Raw genomic sequence first — 18,607 nt, 5'->3', positions numbered from 1 at the left:
CGATCCATAGCAGGTCATGCATTATTGAGGTCTTTCGATTTCAAAAATCTCACCAATTTTTGCGTAATTGTTACCGGCTAACCGACTTACAGCAGCCAAACCATTAGGATCGATTCTTCCATTTTCATAAATACTTTCTTCAATATGAAATTGAACCACTTTTCCAATGATAAAATCACAGCCGGTCATATCTGTCCCGCCTAATTCTAAGGAATGCTCCAACGAACATTCCATTCGAATCTTCGCTTCCTTGATACCTGGAACCGAAATCTTCATGCTCTTTACTGGAGTTAATTTCGCTAACTCAAGCTCACTTTCCTCAGGTGGAAGGTTTGCAGCTGTCTTATTTATCTTATCAACATTTTGTTCATCAACAATATGAACGACAAATTCTTTAGATTCTATGATGTTTCTCGCTGTATCCTTTTGTCTACCTGATGACCGTTGTATAGATAATGAAATCATCGGGGGCTTGGATGACACGATATTAAAATAGCTAAATGGTGCACCATTTATTACGCCATCTTTTGAAATCGTTGTGACAAAAGCAATGGGTCTAGGGATAATGCTCCCTATTAGAAATTTATAATTATCTCTTTCAGACAATGAGACAGGATCAATTGAAAGCATCGAAATCATCCCTTTAAAATTAGTCTAGTTTTCTTACTTCAAATGGTATCAAAGATCTTTCGATTTGTGCTCGATGAGGTTCATACTGTGTTGGTAACATCAAGTTTTCACCCATTGTTTCTTGTGATTCATCATGTGCGAATCCTGGAGGATCCGTTGCAATTTCAAACAATATTTCTCCATGTTCTCTGAAGTAAATAGCATTAAAGTAGTTTCTATCCCGTACAGAAGTAACTCCATATCCTTTGGTTGACACGAATTTTTGCCAATCCAACTGATCTTGATCATCAATCGCCCGCCAAGCAATGTGGTGAACGGTACCAACGCCCATTTGTCCTCGTCCAATTGAAGTTAATTTTAAATCGATGATATTGCCAATATCAGCAGTAGAACGATAGCGAGCGAAATCTCCTTCTTTCCCCACTAATTCAAGACCCATGACTTTTTCTAATAAGTCAGCCGTTTTATTTGGCTGGCTAGAGAATAGAGTGGCTCCGCCAAAACCTTTAATCGCCACTTCTGGTGTTACCTCTCCGAAAGTCCACGTATTGATTTCGCCTTCCTCTCTTTCTACTATTTCCAAGTGAAGACCATGTGGATCATCAAATGCTAAATATGGCTCTCCAAACCGTTCCATGCTTGTAAAGGGGATATTGAACTTTTCTAATCTGTTTTTCCAAAATACCATAGCCCCTTTTGGAACAACATAAGACGTGACTCCTACTTGCCCGTCACCAATGATTCCCTGACGAGCCCCAGCCCATGGGAAGAAGGTGATAATGGTTCCTGGTTTTCCACCATCATTACCAAAATAATGATGATAAGTACCTGGAGCATCGAAATTAACTGTTTGCTTGACTAATCGCAAACCCAAAACTCCTGCGTAAAAATCTACATTCTCCTGTGGATGACCGACAATTGCTGTAATATGATGGATCCCTAATGTTTTTTTACTCACTTTGAACTCCCCTTTTAAATGACATTTAAATTACAGTTACAAACTTGTTAATGGGATTACATTAGCCACTTTGTCTTCTACTTGCTACTTTTTCTTTGCCAATTATAATCATTTCGTTATACCTTATATTGCCCATTTGCTCTTCCTTAATTTGTCTTTCATTACACATATTGAGCAAGACTTTTTATCTCGAACTCGAGATATATACAAAAAAATAAATGTTTAAACGTTCATCCTTATTTTTTGCAAAAGTCTCACTAGTGTCTCTGCCTCATCAGAATTTAATGAATCAAATATATGATCAATCATTACATCATACGGTGGCATAATTTGATTCATTAATTCATTTCCCGTATTGGTTAAGGTAACATGAATGACTCGGCGATCGTCGGGACAGTCATTTCGTCTTAATAAACCTTTTTGTTCTAACTTATCTATTACATAGGTCATAGAACCACTTGAGATTAATATACGATTTCCTATTTGTTGAATCGTTTGTTTTCCTTTTTGATATAGTACCTCTAGAACTGAAAACTCTGTTATATTTAACTTGTTTTTTGTCATTTCTTCCTTTATTCTCTCATGAATTGCTTTAGATGTTTGCATTAACATTAGAAAGGGGAATTTCTTGCATTTTCTCTCCAATTCCTTCACCCTCCTTTTATTTATCTCGAATTTATTTATCTTGAATATGAGATAATATTAAATGTTATTCATTCTTTTGTCAATATTCTTCATTAAAGAAAAAAAATCTTCCGCCTAGGAAGATTTTTTTCATGTAGGGAGCTTAGTCCGAAGTTAGTTTTGCATGATCTGAATAAGGTTACCGCATGTGTCGTCGAAGACAGCGATTGTTAATTCTCCCATTTTTGTCGGTACCATCGTAAACTTAACGCCTTTTTCTATTAATCGATTGTACTCTGCCTGAATATCTGCTACCCCAAACATGGTTACTGGGATGCCTTCAGCAAACAATTTTGTTTGATAGTCTTTTGCGGCTGGATGGTTATTAGGTTCAAGTAAAAGCTCGGTACCCTTTTCATCCTCGGGAGAAACCAACGTTATCCACCTATATTCCCCTGTGGGTACGTCATGCTTTTTTATAAATCCCAGTGCTTCTGAATAAAATTCTAGTGCCTTATCTTGGTCTTCAACGAAAATACTGGTAACAATGATTTTCAACGTTATTGCCTCCTTTGATAGGTTGAGAGGTATGGCACTCTGTTAACAATCTGGCATTAAACAGAAAAAACCATACATTCTCAGAAATTATTTTACTAAATCCATCCTTTCAGCAAATTTTTAAGTGGTTCGTTATTGAATATCAGTACTCGATATTTTCCATTTCGTTTTGATGTTACGAGCCCTGCATCTTCCAATGCTGAAAGATGTTTAGCGATCGCCTGTCGCGAAATAGAAAGTTCATGCTTGGTAATAAGCCGTACCGTAAGTTCATATAACGTTTGCTCATTCCGATCGGATAATTCATCTAAAATAATCCTCCGAGTCGAGTCCCCAAGTGCTTTGAATATAGCGTCTTTGTCCCAATTCATAATTACATTATAAGCAACTATGTGGTTGCATGTCAACCATAAGCAACTCTATGATTGCATGATTAAGAAACCGCATCATGCAGATATATTCGAAGCTACTTATTAGCTAAAATAACTTCAATCTACCATCTCATTCGTTTTAAGAATTTTTTTCATGTCTCTTAAAAGTCATTCTTTATTCTTTACAAGTGAACTTCACCTAAATAGTGATTTATTAGTTACGATAAATGTTAGGTCTATCCTCAGTTCATACTAGTATTGAGGTGAAGAACATGATCAGAATGGAAGTATTAATCGACCAAATCAAACAATACGCTGTCCCATTTTCAACTGCAGCCGAGCTTGCTCCCTTGGTCAAAGAGGCTAGCAAGGCAAAATTTGTACTCCTTGGCGAAGCAAGCCATGGAACCAGTGAATTTTATACTATCCGCCGGGAAATCACAAAGCAATTGATTAAAAATCATCAGTCTTCTTTTGTTGCTATAGAGGGAGACTGGCCTGCATGCTATGAGGTAAACCGATATATTAAAGGGATGGCACCGGAGTATTCAAGTGCAGAAGAGGTTTTAAAGAGCTCCTTTCACAGGTGGCCAAGCTGGATGTGGGCCAATGAAGAAATGATCGATTTAATTGAATGGCTATATGTATATAACCAAACTCAAACTGATAAGAAAATCGGCTTCTACGGACTCGATGTCTATAGCTTATGGGAATCGATGGAGGCCATTGTCGACCATTTAAAAAAAATCAATTCGCCTGATTTGCAAAAAGCTCTAGAGGCCATTGCCTGCTTTGAGCCCTTTCACCCTAAGCCGGAACAATACGGGATTTCTGCGGCTTTTTATGGTGAAAATTGTATGAAGGAAGTCATGGACCTTTTGCTTATGATAAAAGATAAAAGAAAAATCGACCAGAATGATCCTGAATCTGCCCTTAACATGAAAATTAACGCCATAGTCGCCAAAAACGCTGAGTACTATTACCACACCATGGTCACCAACGACACTGAATCGTGGAATATCCGGGACAGCCATATGGTGGAGGCCCTTGATAATATTGGGGATTTTTATGGTCCGGACGCAAAAGGAATTGTGTGGGAGCATAACACCCATATTGGTGACGCACGGGCTACCGATATGGCAAGGGAAGGAATGGTAAATGTCGGGCAACTGACGCGTGAACGATATGGAGAAGATCAAATCTACAGTGTGGGTTTTGGAACGTACCAAGGCACCGTGATTGCTGCAGAGAAATGGGGAGTGAAACACGAGGTAATGCCAGTTCCTCCAGGAGCAGCAGGCAGCTGGGAAGAAGCGCTTCATTCCGCAAGAGAATGTAACCAATATGTAATGTTTACAAAAGAAAATAAAAATATTTTTAACGGAGAAATCGGTCATCGTGCCATCGGTGTAGTTTACCATCCCTTCTATGAGAAATTCGGCAACTACGTCCCCACCCGCCCATCTGAACGTTACGATGCGTTCATCCATATAGACAGAACAAAGGCATTGAAGCCTTTGTGATATTTATTCGCTATTCAATTTATGTCGGTTATTATGAAGAGTTGGAACATTTGAGGAAGGAATCTCCTGATTTCTTTCTCAAATGGTCAAACCACGTAAGAAAGCTTTGATTATTTTCTTTTATTTTTTAATTTTAAAATCTGAAAGTTCAAAGCATGGGATGTATCTGTTTTCACACCGGTATCTTAAGAATGTTCTTTGAGCAATTTGATTAGCTCAATGATTTTTTTATCATTACCTGTATCAACGTACACTTGTTTCTTATTTTCAATAATTTCTATGTAGAATTTTTCCCCTGCAGGATAACTGCCATCCCAACGTAAAGGAACGTTGTATACATTAATCGTACCATCCCCGTTACCACTATAGGTTACAGATCCATCTACTAATCGAGAACCTGCTAACTGGATGACATCCTCTGGATAATTAGCACTGGTGTCATCATCTGGATTAATTGGTGTACCAGCGGGGATTTGTCGAACATTCAGTTCATCTAACTCTTGATTTGGTCCAAGCTGCAACCAAACTCGAGCGTATTCAATTTGTTCACTAGAATATTGAGAAAGTATTTCTTTATCTTCCTTAACACCTTCAGTTAAAATACCATTTTCTGATGAGGTATTATCCGACTTTATATCAGCGGAATCTCCTGAGGTGGAATTACTTTCATTTAGATTAACTTCCTCTTCATTTGTAACCTGGGTGCTTTTTGATTTCTGAACACTTTCACTTGTAGAATTAGAACAAGCTCCCAGAATCATCAAAATTACGGTTAACAAAACAAAAATATATAACTTTTTCAACTATTACACTTCCTTATATGTATATTATTCTTTGTAAATTAAAGATTTGCGGCTGATTCATTATTGTTTATCTTTTGTATTCGTATTCTTGCTGCTCCGATGATCAATTCCTAAAAACGAACGCCTATACTAACTGTTTTATTTTAATACGAATTATTCAAGTAATTGTTTCATTAATTACCAGATATAAATTAATAATTACCAAATGATAATGAAACAAAAAAGCTGCATTTACATTTGCAGCCAGTCATTAGAAAATACCAATCTTGAAAAGACATTAACAAGATATTAGGAATTTCCTTCAATACTTTTTATCCTGTTTTCCATCACTTTTGCCATCTTGTTCGAATTTGGATCTTCTTCATTTTTCAATTTATCAATAATGTTATGGTAATCCGATTCATTTCGATTCTGACTTAATTTATAGGCGGCCTGAATTTCCTCCACTTTAATTTTAAATCCAACAATTGCCTTTAGTTGAGTTTCCAATAGATTAGGAGACAGTTTATCCCATAAAACAGGATTTTCACGATTTTGTTCATATTTTTCCAACATTTCTGTTAATCCCTCTACTAACTCATCTTTCTCTAAAGTACTGGCTTTTCCATACATATGGACAGCCTGATAATTCCAAGTCGGAACATTTTCGTGAGAATACCAGGAAGAGGAAACATAGGCATGCGGTCCCTGAAACATAACGAGTACATCTTCACAGGTTTCAAATGTTTTCCACTGAGGATTTCCATAAGCGATATGCCCTGTAATATAGTAGTTATCCCCTTTTTTACTTACCCCTAATGGCAAGTGAGTGGCAATTGGTTTCCCTTGCTCTGTTGTAATCATCGTGCCAAAGGAGTTTGCTTGAACGAAATCCCAAATTTCATCCATGTTCGTGACCTTAAACATTTTTGGAATATACATAAAAAACCACCTTCAAAAAAGTTATTTAAGTATTTTGACCATGATTAAATCCGTTTGTTCTTCATCGCCCATATAAAAAGAGTGGGCTCCCGTTTGAACAAACCCCATCTTCTTATAGAATGCAATCGCATTTTCATTTTTTTCCCATACGCCAAGCCAAATACTTTCTTTTCTCTGCTCCATCGCCATTTCAATCGCTGCATTTAACAGATATTTACCAAGCCCATGTTTTTGAAATGTATTCTTTATATAAATCCTCTCGATCTCAAGTGATTCATCACCCATTTCCTCTGACTGAGCATCATCCATATTGACCTTTAAATAACCAGCCACTTCATCATTAACATATACAAAAAAGAAATGAGAACAAACATTGGATAATTCTTTTTCTAATTGTATTAAGTTAAATGCCCTTTCCAAATAAGCATTCATATTTTCAGGTGAATTCTGATCCTTAAATGTTTCATTAAAAGTTTCATAACTAATTTCTTGAAGTTTGTGAACTTCTTCTCGGGTACAATTTTTTATTTTTATCGTCATTATATGAATGCCTCTCCTTTAAAATAATTAATAATTTCTCTTGTTTCCCTTTTTTACGTATTCCCAGTCTTTTTCTACATTTTTTCTAACTCTTTGAAGGAGATTGAAGATGGTTTCCCCTTCTTTTTCGGAAAATCCCTTTAATGCAACGTTATTGGAATAATCATTCTCTCTTTTGATAAAAGGATAAACCTTTTCCCCTTTCACAGTTGGAAAGAGCTTCTTTATTTTTCTGTTCTGTTGATCGTCTTTCTTTTCAATAAAGCCATTCATTTCGAGTTTTTTAATTGCCCGTGCTGCAGTTGTGCGGTCAACTTTTATCATCTCAGCTAACTTTTCCTGAATAATCCCTGGGTTTTCACAGATGCGCACAAGGTACAAATACTGTCCTTTTGTAAGTTCATATTCCTTGAATTCAATATTGCTTATTGAATCTAACGCCCTGGCAATCATACCAATTTCACGAAGAATTTCCTTCATCATTTACTCCTTATATTTGTTGTACTTTTGTATAACATAAATTTAATCTATTTTTGTTGTATTTGCAATAAAATTTTACGAAAAAGAGGTTCAGTTTCTATTTATTTATAGGAACTATATTTCTGAGTAAAAAAAGAGGCAGGAGCGTTGTATGAAACCATTACAACCTCCTCGCCTCTCTAGCCAATCGAATCGCTTCCTCGCGATCCTGAACCTGTAGCTTATTCATGATCACGGTTATATAATTTGCTACGGTCTTTTTACTTAAGTTTAAACTCTCGGCAATCGTCGCATTATTGGCCCCATCCGCAATCATATACAATACTTCACGCTCTCTGGCAGACAACTCGGGAAAGGCTTCGACACTTGTTGCGGGTTTAGCGGTTGAAAAATACTCAATCAGTCTTGAGGCGATTTCAGGGCTAAAAATCGCTTCTCCTTCCCCAACTGCTCGAATCGCTCTTAAGATTTCCTCACGATCGGCATCCTTTAAAATATATCCCCTGGCACCTACTCTCATCGCCGTAAAGACAGAAGCATCGTCTTCAAACATGGTGACGATTAAAACTTTTATGTTCTGTGATAAACTCGTAATCTGACGAGTAGCCTCAATCCCATTTAGTCCTGGCATTCGGATGTCCATTAACACCACATCCGGTTGAAGTATTTTCGCAAGTTCAACTGCTTCTTCCCCATTTGTCGCCAAGCCTACTACCTCAAAACCTTGTTTGCTTTCAAGTAATGTTTTGACACCGTGACTGAACAACGGGTGATCATCGACAATTAATATCCTTAAGTTTTTCATCTCTCACCATCTATCCTCCATAATCCGCCATTGGTAATGAGGCACATACCCGTGTCCCATTCTCTATTCTTTCGATTCTCCATTCTCCTCCTAGTTCATGGGCTCGTTCCTTCATGGAATGTAAGCTAATTCCCTTTTTTAAAAGGTCAGAAGAAAGGGGTATCCCTATGCCATTATCTGTTATCACTAGTTCAAGTGTTTGTTTTGGTATATTCTTATATAAACTGATTTGGCACTTCGTCCCTTGGGAATGTTTCACAACATTCACGAGTGCCTCAGTAACAATTCGAAAGGCAGCGACTTCGACTGCAGCCGGCAAGTTCGGCAGCTCATCAGAAGTAAACTCAAACTTGATTCTATGTTCATGTGCGATATTCCTTGGTTTGAAATCATTAATCCGTTCCTTAATGGCCCCTACTATCCCAAGCTCGTCTAATGCTGGTGGTCGAAGATCATGAACCAAACGCCGGATATCAGAAACGGATTTACGTATGACATTTCTTACATCTGCAATCATTTCCTCCGCTTTTTCAGGATTCTCCTTAATCAAGTCTTCCGCCGTCCCTGCATTCAGGGCAAGGGCCGCGAGTCTTGGCGCTAAATCGTCATGGAGGTTTCGCCGTAATCTGCGCCTTTCTTCCTCTCTTGCTATGACGAGTCGTTCACGTGATTCTTGCAAACGCTCATTCAGCAATCGTACTTCTAGATCATGCTTCAAGCTTTTGATAATAACAGCTGCTTGACGGATTAGAAGCTGAAGAAGATTTTGATCCGCCTTGGAGAAGATTTCTTGTGCATACCTAGGCGAAATGACTAATTCAGCTAACTCTTCACTCTTATAGTTAACAGGATATGTTCGCTTCTCGCCTTGCTCTACTCCGGTTTCCGTTGTAAAAACTTCGCCATTTTGATGATGAACCGTAATGGATACAAAAGGCAGCCGCATTGAATCTTTTATTGTTTGAGCAAGCATTTTCATGACTTCATTTGATTCGAATGTTTGTTCGTAATGTTTAACTAATTGTTCTAGTGCCCTATAGGGACTTTCTATTTCTCCAAATAATGATCGGTTAGCCATCTTTTGAAGCTTTTCTTTTATCGGCCCAAAAGATACAGCCACAATCGCCGTTGCAATGAGGGATAATAGAAGACTTCCTTGCTGCCGGAAAAAGAGTCCTAAGTACCATACGACTAAGATATATAGTGTGACAATAAATAAAGATAAAACACCATAAATAAAAGTCTTTTTTAATATGAGGTCTATATCCCATAATCGATTTCGTAAAATAGCAATCGTGATGGTGATTGGCAGCAGCATAAAAACGGCATGAATTCCTAAATTCATGAAAGCAAATTTGATCGGTCCACCTTCCGTAATATAGCGTTCGTCTATGAAAATGGGGATTACACCAATGGATAGGAACCCAATCGCCATTACCCCAAATCCATATACCACCCATTTGGTCTGTTGGCGTTCTGCAGGACTGGATATGTTACGAAAGCGATAAATTTGCGAGATAAGCTGGGTAATCAACCAAACCAATAGCCATAACCCAATCGTCCAAATGCTATCATTCAGGGACCAACCTAAGGATGGGATCATAAACTCTATGCATCTACTAATCACTAACACCGCAACAATCCAACCAGACCATTTCGGAACAAACCTGCCATTTGGAAAAAGAAAAAAGAACATGACAATGCCAATTACACTTGCCACATAGCTTATGTTAATGAACAAATCCAATACCACATGCTTTCCTTCGAGAACACTTGTTGTTGCTGGGAAAGAAACCCCAAAGGTACAAAGTGTCAGAATGGCAAACAAGCTCATACGATTATTCGGCTTTTTGATCCATAATAGAATTGCTGCTCCGATAAAAACCAATGCAAACAAACTATATATTCCCGTGTAAAAGGCTGCATACGTGGTATTGTTCCAGCCAATCGCTTCTAATTGTGTAATTCCAGGGGGAACGGCACCTACCTCCTGACAACGCTCTTCAATGCATTTCGTTTGAATCGTATCAAAGAGAGGAGGAATACTCAGGACGAACAAACATATGGTAATCAAACAGATTGATAAAATACTATATTTATAAACAAGGAAACGAGGGGTTAGCAGATGTTTACTATTCCCCTCCAATTGAGTGTTAATTGTCATCGCCACCTCCCCTTTCCTATCTTATTTATGAAACGGATACTTTATTATCAATCTAATTCTCTACTTTTTTTATTAAGCCAAAGTAAACAAGGCTGCCGCTCATCAATAGTGATAATACACCGCCAACATAGCCCCAGCTACCTGGAAGGTCTGGGATGGAGAAGGATAGGATTGCCAGATAAAGATAAGATAAGCTTGCCAATAAATTTAAGACTTTCGCTCCCCCTTTTCCGAGTGCAGCTCCATATCCGGCCATCAGTAAGACGACATACATCACGGCCATTTCACCCCAACGGAATTCCCCGCCTACTTGATTCCATTGCTGAGATAAACCATGCCAAATTTGTGGAAGCAGGATGAGTGTTGCTGCAATTGTAAGGTAAAGCAATGGCTTATTTATGGTTTCTGCTTTATGAAGCATAAATAGTTGTTTTGGCCGAATATAGGTAAGAATTAAAATAAGATTTACCACTGAAAACATAATCAATACAAATGGCATAGTTAACATTTGATCGTACGTAATCAGCCCAACTACAATAAAAATAATATGGCCAACGGTGTAAAATTGCATGGCAAGGGGCTTTACTTCTGCTTTCCTCGAAACTTCCGCCAAATAAAATCCCCACTAATACCCCATGTGCCCCATAATGCCAAAGCATCGATGGCTGGAACCACTCTTCTTCCAGATATCGATCGTGGAACCATGGAATTAACCCTTCATCCACACTTTGTAAAGCGACAAGGCTTCCAAGTGCAAATAAAACGGCGAAAAAAGGAAATACATAATTTCTCCAACTTTTTTTATTCGATATTTCCATAAAAAACTCCTCCTTGGTTTTTGCTGTTTCCATCAGCTAAATGTTGTTTACACATTTATCATAGCAAGGAGGGTATTCCCAACAGATAGAGGATAACTGTTCCTTTTTTTAGGAAGTTGTTTGGGAAGAAAAGACCGTAGTCTAAATAACATATCACTTCGTCACCTATTGATATCAATGGAATAACTGTGGATTATTTCCTTATCCTACTTCCTTTGATATAGTAGAAAAATGGAGGCTGATAAGATGTTTTTCTTAGAATTGTTCCAGAAGTTGCCCGTAAAAATTTTAGCGGTGGCACTGCTGATTATACTTACGGTTTATCTGATCCGTAAATCCATCAAGCTTTTCTTTGACAAAACAAGCTTCTTGGATGAAAAACGTGAAGAAACGTTGATGCATTTTGCTAACCAGGTGACAAAAGTATTGGGTCTGGTTTCCTTCCTTATTTATATTGCTAGCCATTTCTTCGATCTGGCTAAGTTTGTCACTGGATCGGTGGTGGTGGCTGGTGCGTTGGCAGTGATCTTCCAGCATATTATCCGTGATTACATTATGGGGCTGACTTACTTGTTTGAGCGCCAAATCCATCACGGGGATTATGTGATCATCAACGGAAACCGTCAGGGGAAAATTGAGGAAATCAGCATGCGTCACCTGAAGATCCGCCAATATGACGGATACCTCTATACCGTCTCCTATAGCAACATCACGGAACTTCAGAATGGCACCCGGGGAAGACGCCGGGTGAATGAAAGCCTTGTTCTCAACTTTAAGCAAAATCCGGACGATGCTTTTAAAGTGATGGAGGAAGTGGCACAAACATGTAACGAGAAATATTGGGAATACCTGTTGAAGGATGAGGACGGCCTGCCCGTGGAGAGTTTCAAATTCAACCAAATCACAGAACTGAACGTGGATTTTATGGGGCACAGATATTCCTTATCAGGTCTAGTAAAGGAAGAAGATTTCGTGGAAGCTGGTAAAAAGATGAGGTATGAACTAGCGTTGGCTGCCTACAAATACGAATTGAAGATGGCAGAGAGTCTCACCACAAACGTTTAATCATCATAAAAAAGAGGTTGTCATTCGTGACAGCCTCTTTTTGTCATACATTTTAATAATACGAGTAATTATTTCAAACAGTATCTTTCATTTCTCTGAAGTAAATGCCATCAAAGTAGCCCATATATTTGCTATATGAACAGAAGCATCATTTTCGTTGGTTAAACTATTTTGGCCGATCCATTTTTAGTTAATTAAATTGCCGATTTTTTTCTTAAGAATGTCTCAAAAGGTCCTCTTATTGATCTTTGTTGCATAAAGTTAGCAACTAACACTGAAATTAACCAAACCAAGGACGCAATCAAATCACTTCCCAATTGACTTATTTGTCCACCAAGACCCCCAGCATAAGGTGCTAAAATAAGAACAAACAGAATCGACTGAAATAAATAAAAAGTCAATGAACGTTGTCCGAGTGCTGCAATCGCTTTTATAATGAGTCCATCTTTTCCTTCCAGCTTAATGACCAGTAACCCAATCAGCGCTGTCCATCCCACCCCACCTGCATAACCCGTGATCGTATGAAGTGATTTCGCGGTAACTTCCCATACATCATTGTAACTAGTCCAAAATAATGAAGACATTAGCGCCATTGGGATTCCACCAGCTGTCGATATAAATAGTCCAAATATAGCAGCCATGTAGAGGAATTTTTTATGGCTCTTAGGGCGATCGATTATCTGAAAACGTGCCACTAAAATACCAATTAGCACCCCGGGTATTACTTGGTAACTCAGTACGGGTGTGTAGAACATCCAATCAAACATTCGAGTCATTGCTGCCTCAATTGGGTCTTCAATCGTAGCCGAATTCGTGACTGTATCATTTAATGAATCAAAACCTCTAGGCATTTCCGGAGCCAATACTCCCACCAAAATTAGAAAAAGCACTGTTACTATGATCATATTTCGATTGGATAGGCGAAGAAATATACCTGCAAAAAGGAGAGCGATAAATCCATACACCCCGATAATATCCGCGAGAAAAAAAGTTGCATGGAAAAAGCCTATCACTAACATCCAAGCTCCTCTACGTCTAAAATTTTTTTTAGTATCCTTCCAGCTGTTCCCTTTTCTCTCTTGCCCTTTCGATACTTGATGGAGTCCATATCCAAAAAGGATTGCAAATAAAGGAAAGGCGCGTCCGTCAATGAATACTTGCCGAATAAATACGGCCAGCTGGTCGGTATAAGTAATTTCTCGTTCAGTTGCAAATATAAATAAATGACCATGTGCCAAAGCAATAAACAACAACATAAAGCCTCGGGCTAAATCTGGAGTTAAATTTCTTTTATTGTCAATTGAGATATTATTCATAAATTATTCCTTATAAAGTAATTTTTTGATTTATTTTTTTCCAACAAAAATAAAAGGTAGGGGATGTTTCAAATTTCTTGAAGTTCCAAGCGATAATAACCTCCGTATAGTTTATTAGCAATCCCATAAAATAATATCAAAAAAAGAAATGGAGGTATCTATCTTGGGGATTTTTAGTAGTAAAAAATCAAACCCCTTAACGGCAGCAGAAGTTTCTGCCCTGTGGTTACAGTATCTGGGTGATAGTATGGCAATTTGTGTTTATAAATATTTTCTAAATATTGTTGAAAACAAGGAGATAAAACCCATTTTAAAGTTCGCTTTACAGTTGGCCGAGACCCATATTACAAAAATTAGCGAATTCCTAAAAAGTGCTAATTTCCAAATCCCAATAGGATTTACAGAAAATGACGTGAATGTTAATGCTCCTCGACTGTTTTCTGATCAATTCCTACTTTTTTATTCTTATATTATGACAATACATGGGCTAACCGCTTACAGCTTAGCTTTTTCCAATTCAGAGAGACAAGACATACAAAACTATTTTTTTGAATGTCTTACCTCTTCTAAGGAATTGTTTCAAAAAATAGTAGAATTGGCAAAAAATCAGCCTAAATATAGAAGTGTCCCCTCCATTCCTTCACCTCATGGTGCAAAGTTTATGGAATCTCCTGGATTCATATCTAATCTAATTGGGGACAAAAGACCACTAAACAGTTCGGAAATCAGCACCCTCTTCTTTAATTCAACTAAGACAGGATTTATTAAGACGTTAAGTTTGGCGTTTAGTCAGGTGGCGGTACGGGAGGACGTACGCAATTTTATGTTAAAAAACGTTAAATTAGCAGGGAAAGATGCTGAAAGCTTCGATGAAATTTTACGCGAGGATCAATTGCCAATACCCGAAAAATGGGATAATGAGATTACCGATTCTACTATAAGTCCATTTTCAGACAAATTAATCATGTTCCACGGCGGATTTTTAGTAAATGCTGCACTTACTTATTATGGTGCCTCACTAGGTTCCAGTTATAGATCGGATATCATTTTAAACTATAGTAAAGTATTTACCCATGCCATGGAGGCCGGTGCATTTTCTTTCAACATTTTGGTTAAAAATGGATGGTTAGAAAAACAACCTGAAGCTGATTAACGGGAATAAAAAAGATATCACAACTTATTGATATGTGAAGCTTTTTGTTTTGGAGAAGCCACGAGAAGAAAATAACCATTCGTTTCATCATAATATCTAATTTTTAAATAAAAGCACCCGAAATGGATGCTTTTGTTTCATTTTATAACTACTTTTAGAAAGTATTCAAAATGTCTCCACTTTGCATCTAAAATTGTTTTTCCCCATATGTCTTTATAACCCTATAAAAGAGCACCCAAATACTTAAGACTAATAAATAAATGACGAAAGAATAATAGGTGTTATATCCGTATTGATAGTGAAAGATCCCAATGAACTCACAAAATCGCTCTATCCCGACACTCAAAAGTGACCAAACTAAGATGTACAACAGGGAATAACGTGGAATGATGCTAAAGTAATCAAATAGATAAAAGAAAAGATAGCTGTATGGTGCGTACATTACATGAGATAAAAAATCCATCAATTCAAAGGAGGATCTGTCATTAATAACATAATAACTAACTGGTAGCACACTTAAGGTGTGGTCGAATATGAAACCAAAAAATACACCACACATGAGGAAAACACAAGTGTTTTTTTCTGAAAACCTCCTCGGCAGCAAGAACACTACTAAGGCACCAACGAAGAGTGAAATGACGATAAACCACTCGTTCGCATTAAAATGATGATCATAACGAATTTCATTCATGTTTTTTGAATCCTCCCCCGCCTAGACCAACAAACCAACGGGCTACCCAACAGACTAAAACCATAAATGCCCCATACATAAGGGCCGAATAGAATTCATTCCATCTGCGGAACGTAATGAGACCTGCCCACAAATAAATCCGATCTTCCAGGCAAAGGAACAAAAGAATGGTCGCCGATAATACCCAGCGCCATTTCGCTTTCAAATGCGAAATGATTACAATTACAGATAAGAGTATTAGAAAAGGTATCACGATCAATCGACTTATATACATAGCAAAAGATCCTTCTACCTCTCGAGTGAGTGGAACCCATTGCAAATTGACATCAAGTATGGTGAATAAGGTAATCGTGAATATGACGATAACGAAGTACAAAAAGACGATTTCCGTAAGGGTTACTCTTTTGGGAACAATAGCGAAAACAATCAACACAAACCATGCTAGCATGGGCTTGAATAGCAAGGGACATCGTGATCATCCTTAGTAGAAGAATTGGCAGATACAGGTATTATTCCCAAACCCTCGTCAATATTCATCAAAGAAGGAACTGTTTTTACAGTTCCCCAAAGTCTTTCAGATATAGCTCTTTTAATAATACTTCACTCCTGGTGTCTCCATTCATGGAAGGAAGTGATCATTTTTTCATGACCGTGTACCCTGATTCTATTGCATAATCGGGTTATGAATTCCATTTTGATGACCCCAAATCCCGGTTTTGTTCCTGGTTCGGGTCATGAACCGCCTTTCCATGACCCCGAACCCTGGTTCTGTAGCTGGTTCAGGTCATGAATTCCCTTTCGATGACCCCGAAGCACAGCTGCTTCAGGTCAGGAATTGTAAAAGCAGCACAAATTTTCGTTGTTCTTTCAATTTTATTCGTTTGCTACACGAGCCTTTACTCCGCTCGAAGAATCCTTCTTCTTCCAGAACAAGGTAATTACAATACCAAAACCTGTAATCACTGTTGCAAAGTAATACGGATAATTAATATTTATATCAAATAATATCCCCCCAATGATCGGGCCACTTATGTTTGCCAAACTAGTAAACATAGAGTTCATCCCACCCACGAAACCTTGTTCATTCCCTGCGATGTTGGAAAGGTAAGAAGTAATCGCTGGCCGGAATAGATCAAATCCTACAAAAACAAGGAACGTAACAAGTAAAATAGCGAAATAGGAATGGACTACCGTCATTAAAAAGACAAGTATCCCAGATAAAATTAAACTATAACGAATCAGTTTAATTTCACCCCAAATACGGGTAAGCCTATCAAATAAAATGACTTGTGAAACCGCCCCAAAGATTGCTCCACCTGTAATAACAATGGCAATATCAGATGGTTTAAATTGAAATTTATGATCCACAAATAGGCTAAAGAACGATTCAAATGCTGCCAAACCAAATGAAGCAATAAAAATTAAAATAAACGCAAGAAAATATTCAGGAGCAAGCAAACGTTTGAAGCCAGTCTTACCGCCTGGGGCATGTTCATGATGTTCTTCATTGCGTTTTGGTTCCGTTAATAAAATTATCGATAGAATCGCAGCAAGAGTACCAAGTCCTCCTGCAAAAAAGAAAGGTACACGCGTTCCTAATTCCGCTAAGAATCCACCAATACCTGGTCCGATAATAAAACCTGTACTAATAGCAGCTGACATATACCCCAGTGCTTTCGGGCGCGTATCTATGGTGGTAATATCCGCAATAAAAGCTGTAACAGCTGGCATAATGAACGCAGCACTTATTCCACCAAAAATACGAGATATAAATAGCATCTCGATTTCTTTCCCTATCCCAAATAAAAATTCGGAGAGACCAAAAATGAATAAACCGATGACCATAATTAATTTCCTGCCGAATTTATCTACCGCTTTTCCAGCAAATGGTGAAACAATCAATTGGGCGATCGCAAAGGCTGCTGTTAAATAACCAATCGTTGCTCCCGTAATCCCTAATTCATTCATTAGCGTAGGTAAGACTGGAATGACCAGACCTATCCCTAAAAAGGCAATGAACAAATTCATTAACACTAATCCTAACATGACTTTAGATGTCTTCATGCTATACATCCCCTTTTAACAAAACCGATTAACGCATACTCTCTCGTATGTTTTGATTTGTTTACAATTTCCATCCTAGTGTATATAGTTACTATATAGTCAAGGACGGAGCTGTAAAAATGAATAAAAAAAATGGAAAATATTTAACGACTGGGGAATTCGCGAAGCTTTGCAAAGTAAACAAACAAACCCTCTTCTTTTACGATCAAATTGGGCTTTTGTCTCCGGTATTTAAAAATGAAAAAGGTTACCGTTATTATTCAATTCGCCAAATAGACTTATTCTTTGTGATCGATTTATTAAAGGAACTTGGAATGTCGCTAAACGATATTCAACAATATACCCAAAATAAATCACCCGAGAGTTTTTTGTCATTAATGTATCAAAAGAAAGAAGAGATTGTGAAAAAGCGTCAGGAGATTGAAATGAAGGAAAAAATGATTGAAACGAAGATATCCTTAATGGAGGAAGCTACACACCTTGATTTTCAGCAAATTACGCTTGAAACATTACCAGAAGTAACCCTTTATTTAAGCAGGAACATTGAAAATCTAACCGATGAAGAATATCTCGAGGTCTTTTCCGATTTTATTAATGAATTGAACCTTTCACACCTTGACACAGGATATCCCATTGGGGTTATCAGAAAGCGAGAGCATGTATTAAAGGGAGAATTCACAAATTATAGCTATTTATATATTGAACAGCCGTATCCCAAAGAAGGATATCCGTATTTTAAAAGTGTGAAAGGTGATTTTCTGATTGGTTATCATATTGGCGTTGAAAAAACGATACATCAAACCTATCAACGACTTTTTTCAGAAATGGATCGTCTAAATTTGACCTTAGGTGAACATGTCTTTGAAGAATATATATATGATACTGTGGTCGTGAACCATAAGGAACAATACGTCACCAAAATTATGATTCAGGTCGATCGAATGGAATGGTAAGCTAATTCAATAGAAGAGCTTGGGCGAAGAATATCCCAAGCTTTTTTTCATTACCTCAATTCAACGATATTCCCCTGCGAAAATCCATTCGAATTCCTCCATCATTTCAGGTATCCGCCTAATTTTAATTAAGGAAAGAACCCATTTATCTAGAATCTCATAATTTAGGT

The 18,607-nt window shown here is 37.7% G+C and carries 20 protein-coding genes; 4 read left to right on the top strand and 16 right to left on the bottom strand.

The window, feature by feature from the left end; translation table 11 throughout:
* Window positions 1-21: 21 nt before the first annotated feature.
* The 5 genes from ACWM35_RS18485 to ACWM35_RS18465 form a co-directional block, all read right to left on the bottom strand.
* The gene (locus ACWM35_RS18485; RefSeq protein ID WP_454820321.1) at window positions 22-630 is read right to left on the bottom strand and encodes a flavin reductase family protein; all 609 of its coding nucleotides are present in this window, start codon (window positions 628-630) and stop codon (window positions 22-24) included.
* 19 nt (window positions 631-649) lie between these two features.
* Window positions 650-1,588 (bottom strand): ring-cleaving dioxygenase, encoded by a 939-nt coding sequence (locus ACWM35_RS18480; protein WP_454820320.1) that lies wholly within the window; start codon window positions 1,586-1,588, stop codon window positions 650-652.
* 222 nt (window positions 1,589-1,810) lie between these two features.
* Window positions 1,811-2,242 carry a MarR family winged helix-turn-helix transcriptional regulator gene (locus ACWM35_RS18475; protein ID WP_454820319.1) on the bottom strand — a complete coding sequence of 144 codons (432 nt, stop codon included), beginning with the start codon at window positions 2,240-2,242 and terminating at the stop codon, window positions 1,811-1,813.
* A 144-nt stretch (window positions 2,243-2,386) separates the two neighbouring features.
* The gene (locus tag ACWM35_RS18470) at window positions 2,387-2,770 is read right to left on the bottom strand and encodes a VOC family protein (RefSeq protein ID WP_454820318.1); all 384 of its coding nucleotides are present in this window, start codon (window positions 2,768-2,770) and stop codon (window positions 2,387-2,389) included.
* A 95-nt stretch (window positions 2,771-2,865) separates the two neighbouring features.
* Window positions 2,866-3,141 carry an ArsR/SmtB family transcription factor gene (locus tag ACWM35_RS18465; RefSeq protein ID WP_454820375.1) on the bottom strand — a complete coding sequence of 92 codons (276 nt, stop codon included), beginning with the start codon at window positions 3,139-3,141 and terminating at the stop codon, window positions 2,866-2,868.
* Window positions 3,142-3,413: 272 nt separating this feature from the next.
* Between ACWM35_RS18465 and ACWM35_RS18460 the strand changes: the two genes are divergently transcribed.
* Window positions 3,414-4,664, top strand: a complete 1,251-nt coding sequence (locus ACWM35_RS18460) for an erythromycin esterase family protein (RefSeq protein ID WP_454820317.1) — start codon at window positions 3,414-3,416, stop codon at window positions 4,662-4,664.
* Between the two features lie 185 nt (window positions 4,665-4,849).
* On the opposite strand, the gene ACWM35_RS18455 is transcribed toward ACWM35_RS18460, so the two are convergent.
* The 7 genes from ACWM35_RS18455 to ACWM35_RS18425 all read right to left on the bottom strand — a co-directional run bounded on the left by ACWM35_RS18455 (window position 4,850) and on the right by ACWM35_RS18425 (window position 10,990).
* Window positions 4,850-5,425, bottom strand: a complete 576-nt coding sequence (locus ACWM35_RS18455; protein ID WP_454820374.1) for a hypothetical protein — start codon at window positions 5,423-5,425, stop codon at window positions 4,850-4,852.
* 330 nt (window positions 5,426-5,755) lie between these two features.
* The gene (locus ACWM35_RS18450; RefSeq protein WP_454820316.1) at window positions 5,756-6,388 is read right to left on the bottom strand and encodes an FMN-binding negative transcriptional regulator; all 633 of its coding nucleotides are present in this window, start codon (window positions 6,386-6,388) and stop codon (window positions 5,756-5,758) included.
* Window positions 6,389-6,409: 21 nt separating this feature from the next.
* Window positions 6,410-6,928: a GNAT family N-acetyltransferase gene (locus ACWM35_RS18445; RefSeq protein ID WP_454820315.1), complete on the bottom strand. Its 519-nt coding sequence runs from the start codon at window positions 6,926-6,928 to the stop codon at window positions 6,410-6,412.
* A 27-nt stretch (window positions 6,929-6,955) separates the two neighbouring features.
* Window positions 6,956-7,408 (bottom strand): MarR family winged helix-turn-helix transcriptional regulator, encoded by a 453-nt coding sequence (locus tag ACWM35_RS18440; RefSeq protein ID WP_454820314.1) that lies wholly within the window; start codon window positions 7,406-7,408, stop codon window positions 6,956-6,958.
* Window positions 7,409-7,568: 160 nt separating this feature from the next.
* Window positions 7,569-8,213 (bottom strand): response regulator transcription factor, encoded by a 645-nt coding sequence (locus tag ACWM35_RS18435; protein ID WP_454820313.1) that lies wholly within the window; start codon window positions 8,211-8,213, stop codon window positions 7,569-7,571.
* Window positions 8,214-8,223: 10 nt separating this feature from the next.
* A complete protein-coding gene (locus tag ACWM35_RS18430) occupies window positions 8,224-10,377 on the bottom strand; it encodes a sensor histidine kinase (protein ID WP_454820312.1) in 2,154 nt (717 codons plus the stop codon).
* Between the two features lie 52 nt (window positions 10,378-10,429).
* Window positions 10,430-10,990 carry a hypothetical protein gene (locus ACWM35_RS18425; protein ID WP_454820311.1) on the bottom strand — a complete coding sequence of 187 codons (561 nt, stop codon included), beginning with the start codon at window positions 10,988-10,990 and terminating at the stop codon, window positions 10,430-10,432.
* 451 nt (window positions 10,991-11,441) lie between these two features.
* Between ACWM35_RS18425 and ACWM35_RS18420 the strand changes: the two genes are divergently transcribed.
* Entirely contained in the window at window positions 11,442-12,260 is an 819-nt protein-coding gene (locus ACWM35_RS18420; protein ID WP_454820310.1) for a mechanosensitive ion channel family protein, read from the top strand.
* A 194-nt stretch (window positions 12,261-12,454) separates the two neighbouring features.
* Here the strand turns inward: ACWM35_RS18420 and ACWM35_RS18415 are convergent, their stop codons facing one another.
* The gene (locus ACWM35_RS18415; protein WP_454820309.1) at window positions 12,455-13,576 is read right to left on the bottom strand and encodes a DUF418 domain-containing protein; all 1,122 of its coding nucleotides are present in this window, start codon (window positions 13,574-13,576) and stop codon (window positions 12,455-12,457) included.
* Between the two features lie 163 nt (window positions 13,577-13,739).
* Between ACWM35_RS18415 and ACWM35_RS18410 the strand changes: the two genes are divergently transcribed.
* On the top strand, window positions 13,740-14,729 hold the full coding sequence (locus tag ACWM35_RS18410) for a DUF3231 family protein (protein ID WP_454820308.1): 990 nt from the start codon (window positions 13,740-13,742) through the stop codon (window positions 14,727-14,729).
* A gap of 187 nt (window positions 14,730-14,916) precedes the next feature.
* On the opposite strand, the gene ACWM35_RS18405 is transcribed toward ACWM35_RS18410, so the two are convergent.
* From ACWM35_RS18405 to norA, 3 genes are all read right to left on the bottom strand, one after another.
* Entirely contained in the window at window positions 14,917-15,420 is a 504-nt protein-coding gene (locus tag ACWM35_RS18405) for a hypothetical protein (RefSeq protein WP_454820307.1), read from the bottom strand.
* Complete coding sequence (locus tag ACWM35_RS18400) at window positions 15,413-15,850, bottom strand: hypothetical protein (protein ID WP_454820306.1); 438 nt, start codon at window positions 15,848-15,850, stop codon at window positions 15,413-15,415. The genes ACWM35_RS18405 and ACWM35_RS18400 overlap by 8 nt, the downstream gene beginning before the upstream one ends.
* A 443-nt stretch (window positions 15,851-16,293) precedes the next feature.
* A complete protein-coding gene (gene norA / locus ACWM35_RS18395; protein WP_454820305.1) occupies window positions 16,294-17,484 on the bottom strand; it encodes a multidrug efflux MFS transporter NorA in 1,191 nt (396 codons plus the stop codon).
* A gap of 119 nt (window positions 17,485-17,603) precedes the next feature.
* Between norA and ACWM35_RS18390 the strand changes: the two genes are divergently transcribed.
* A complete protein-coding gene (locus tag ACWM35_RS18390) occupies window positions 17,604-18,437 on the top strand; it encodes a MerR family transcriptional regulator (protein ID WP_454820304.1) in 834 nt (277 codons plus the stop codon).
* Window positions 18,438-18,607: the final 170 nt, after the last annotated feature.

This window comes from Neobacillus sp. K501 (assembly GCF_053749995.1).
The sequence above is the reverse complement of the archived record's forward strand: the minus strand, read 5'-3'. Positions and strand labels throughout refer to the sequence as shown.

Coding starts and splice junctions, on each gene's coding strand:
- ACWM35_RS18420 (WP_454820310.1), top strand. CDS start 11,442: ATGTTTTTCTTAGAATTGTTCCAGAAGTTGCCCGTAAAAATTTTAGCG.
- ACWM35_RS18465 (WP_454820375.1), bottom strand. CDS start 3,141: ATGAATTGGGACAAAGACGCTATATTCAAAGCACTTGGGGACTCGACT.
- ACWM35_RS18430 (WP_454820312.1), bottom strand. CDS start 10,377: ATGACAATTAACACTCAATTGGAGGGGAATAGTAAACATCTGCTAACC.
- norA (WP_454820305.1), bottom strand. CDS start 17,484: ATGAAGACATCTAAAGTCATGTTAGGATTAGTGTTAATGAATTTGTTC.
- ACWM35_RS18485 (WP_454820321.1), bottom strand. CDS start 630: ATGCTTTCAATTGATCCTGTCTCATTGTCTGAAAGAGATAATTATAAA.
- ACWM35_RS18440 (WP_454820314.1), bottom strand. CDS start 7,408: ATGAAGGAAATTCTTCGTGAAATTGGTATGATTGCCAGGGCGTTAGAT.
- ACWM35_RS18390 (WP_454820304.1), top strand. CDS start 17,604: ATGAATAAAAAAAATGGAAAATATTTAACGACTGGGGAATTCGCGAAG.
- ACWM35_RS18455 (WP_454820374.1), bottom strand. CDS start 5,425: ATGATTCTGGGAGCTTGTTCTAATTCTACAAGTGAAAGTGTTCAGAAA.
- ACWM35_RS18460 (WP_454820317.1), top strand. CDS start 3,414: ATGATCAGAATGGAAGTATTAATCGACCAAATCAAACAATACGCTGTC.
- ACWM35_RS18445 (WP_454820315.1), bottom strand. CDS start 6,928: ATGACGATAAAAATAAAAAATTGTACCCGAGAAGAAGTTCACAAACTT.
- ACWM35_RS18415 (WP_454820309.1), bottom strand. CDS start 13,576: ATGAATAATATCTCAATTGACAATAAAAGAAATTTAACTCCAGATTTA.
- ACWM35_RS18435 (WP_454820313.1), bottom strand. CDS start 8,213: ATGAAAAACTTAAGGATATTAATTGTCGATGATCACCCGTTGTTCAGT.
- ACWM35_RS18450 (WP_454820316.1), bottom strand. CDS start 6,388: ATGTATATTCCAAAAATGTTTAAGGTCACGAACATGGATGAAATTTGG.
- ACWM35_RS18405 (WP_454820307.1), bottom strand. CDS start 15,420: ATGAATGAAATTCGTTATGATCATCATTTTAATGCGAACGAGTGGTTT.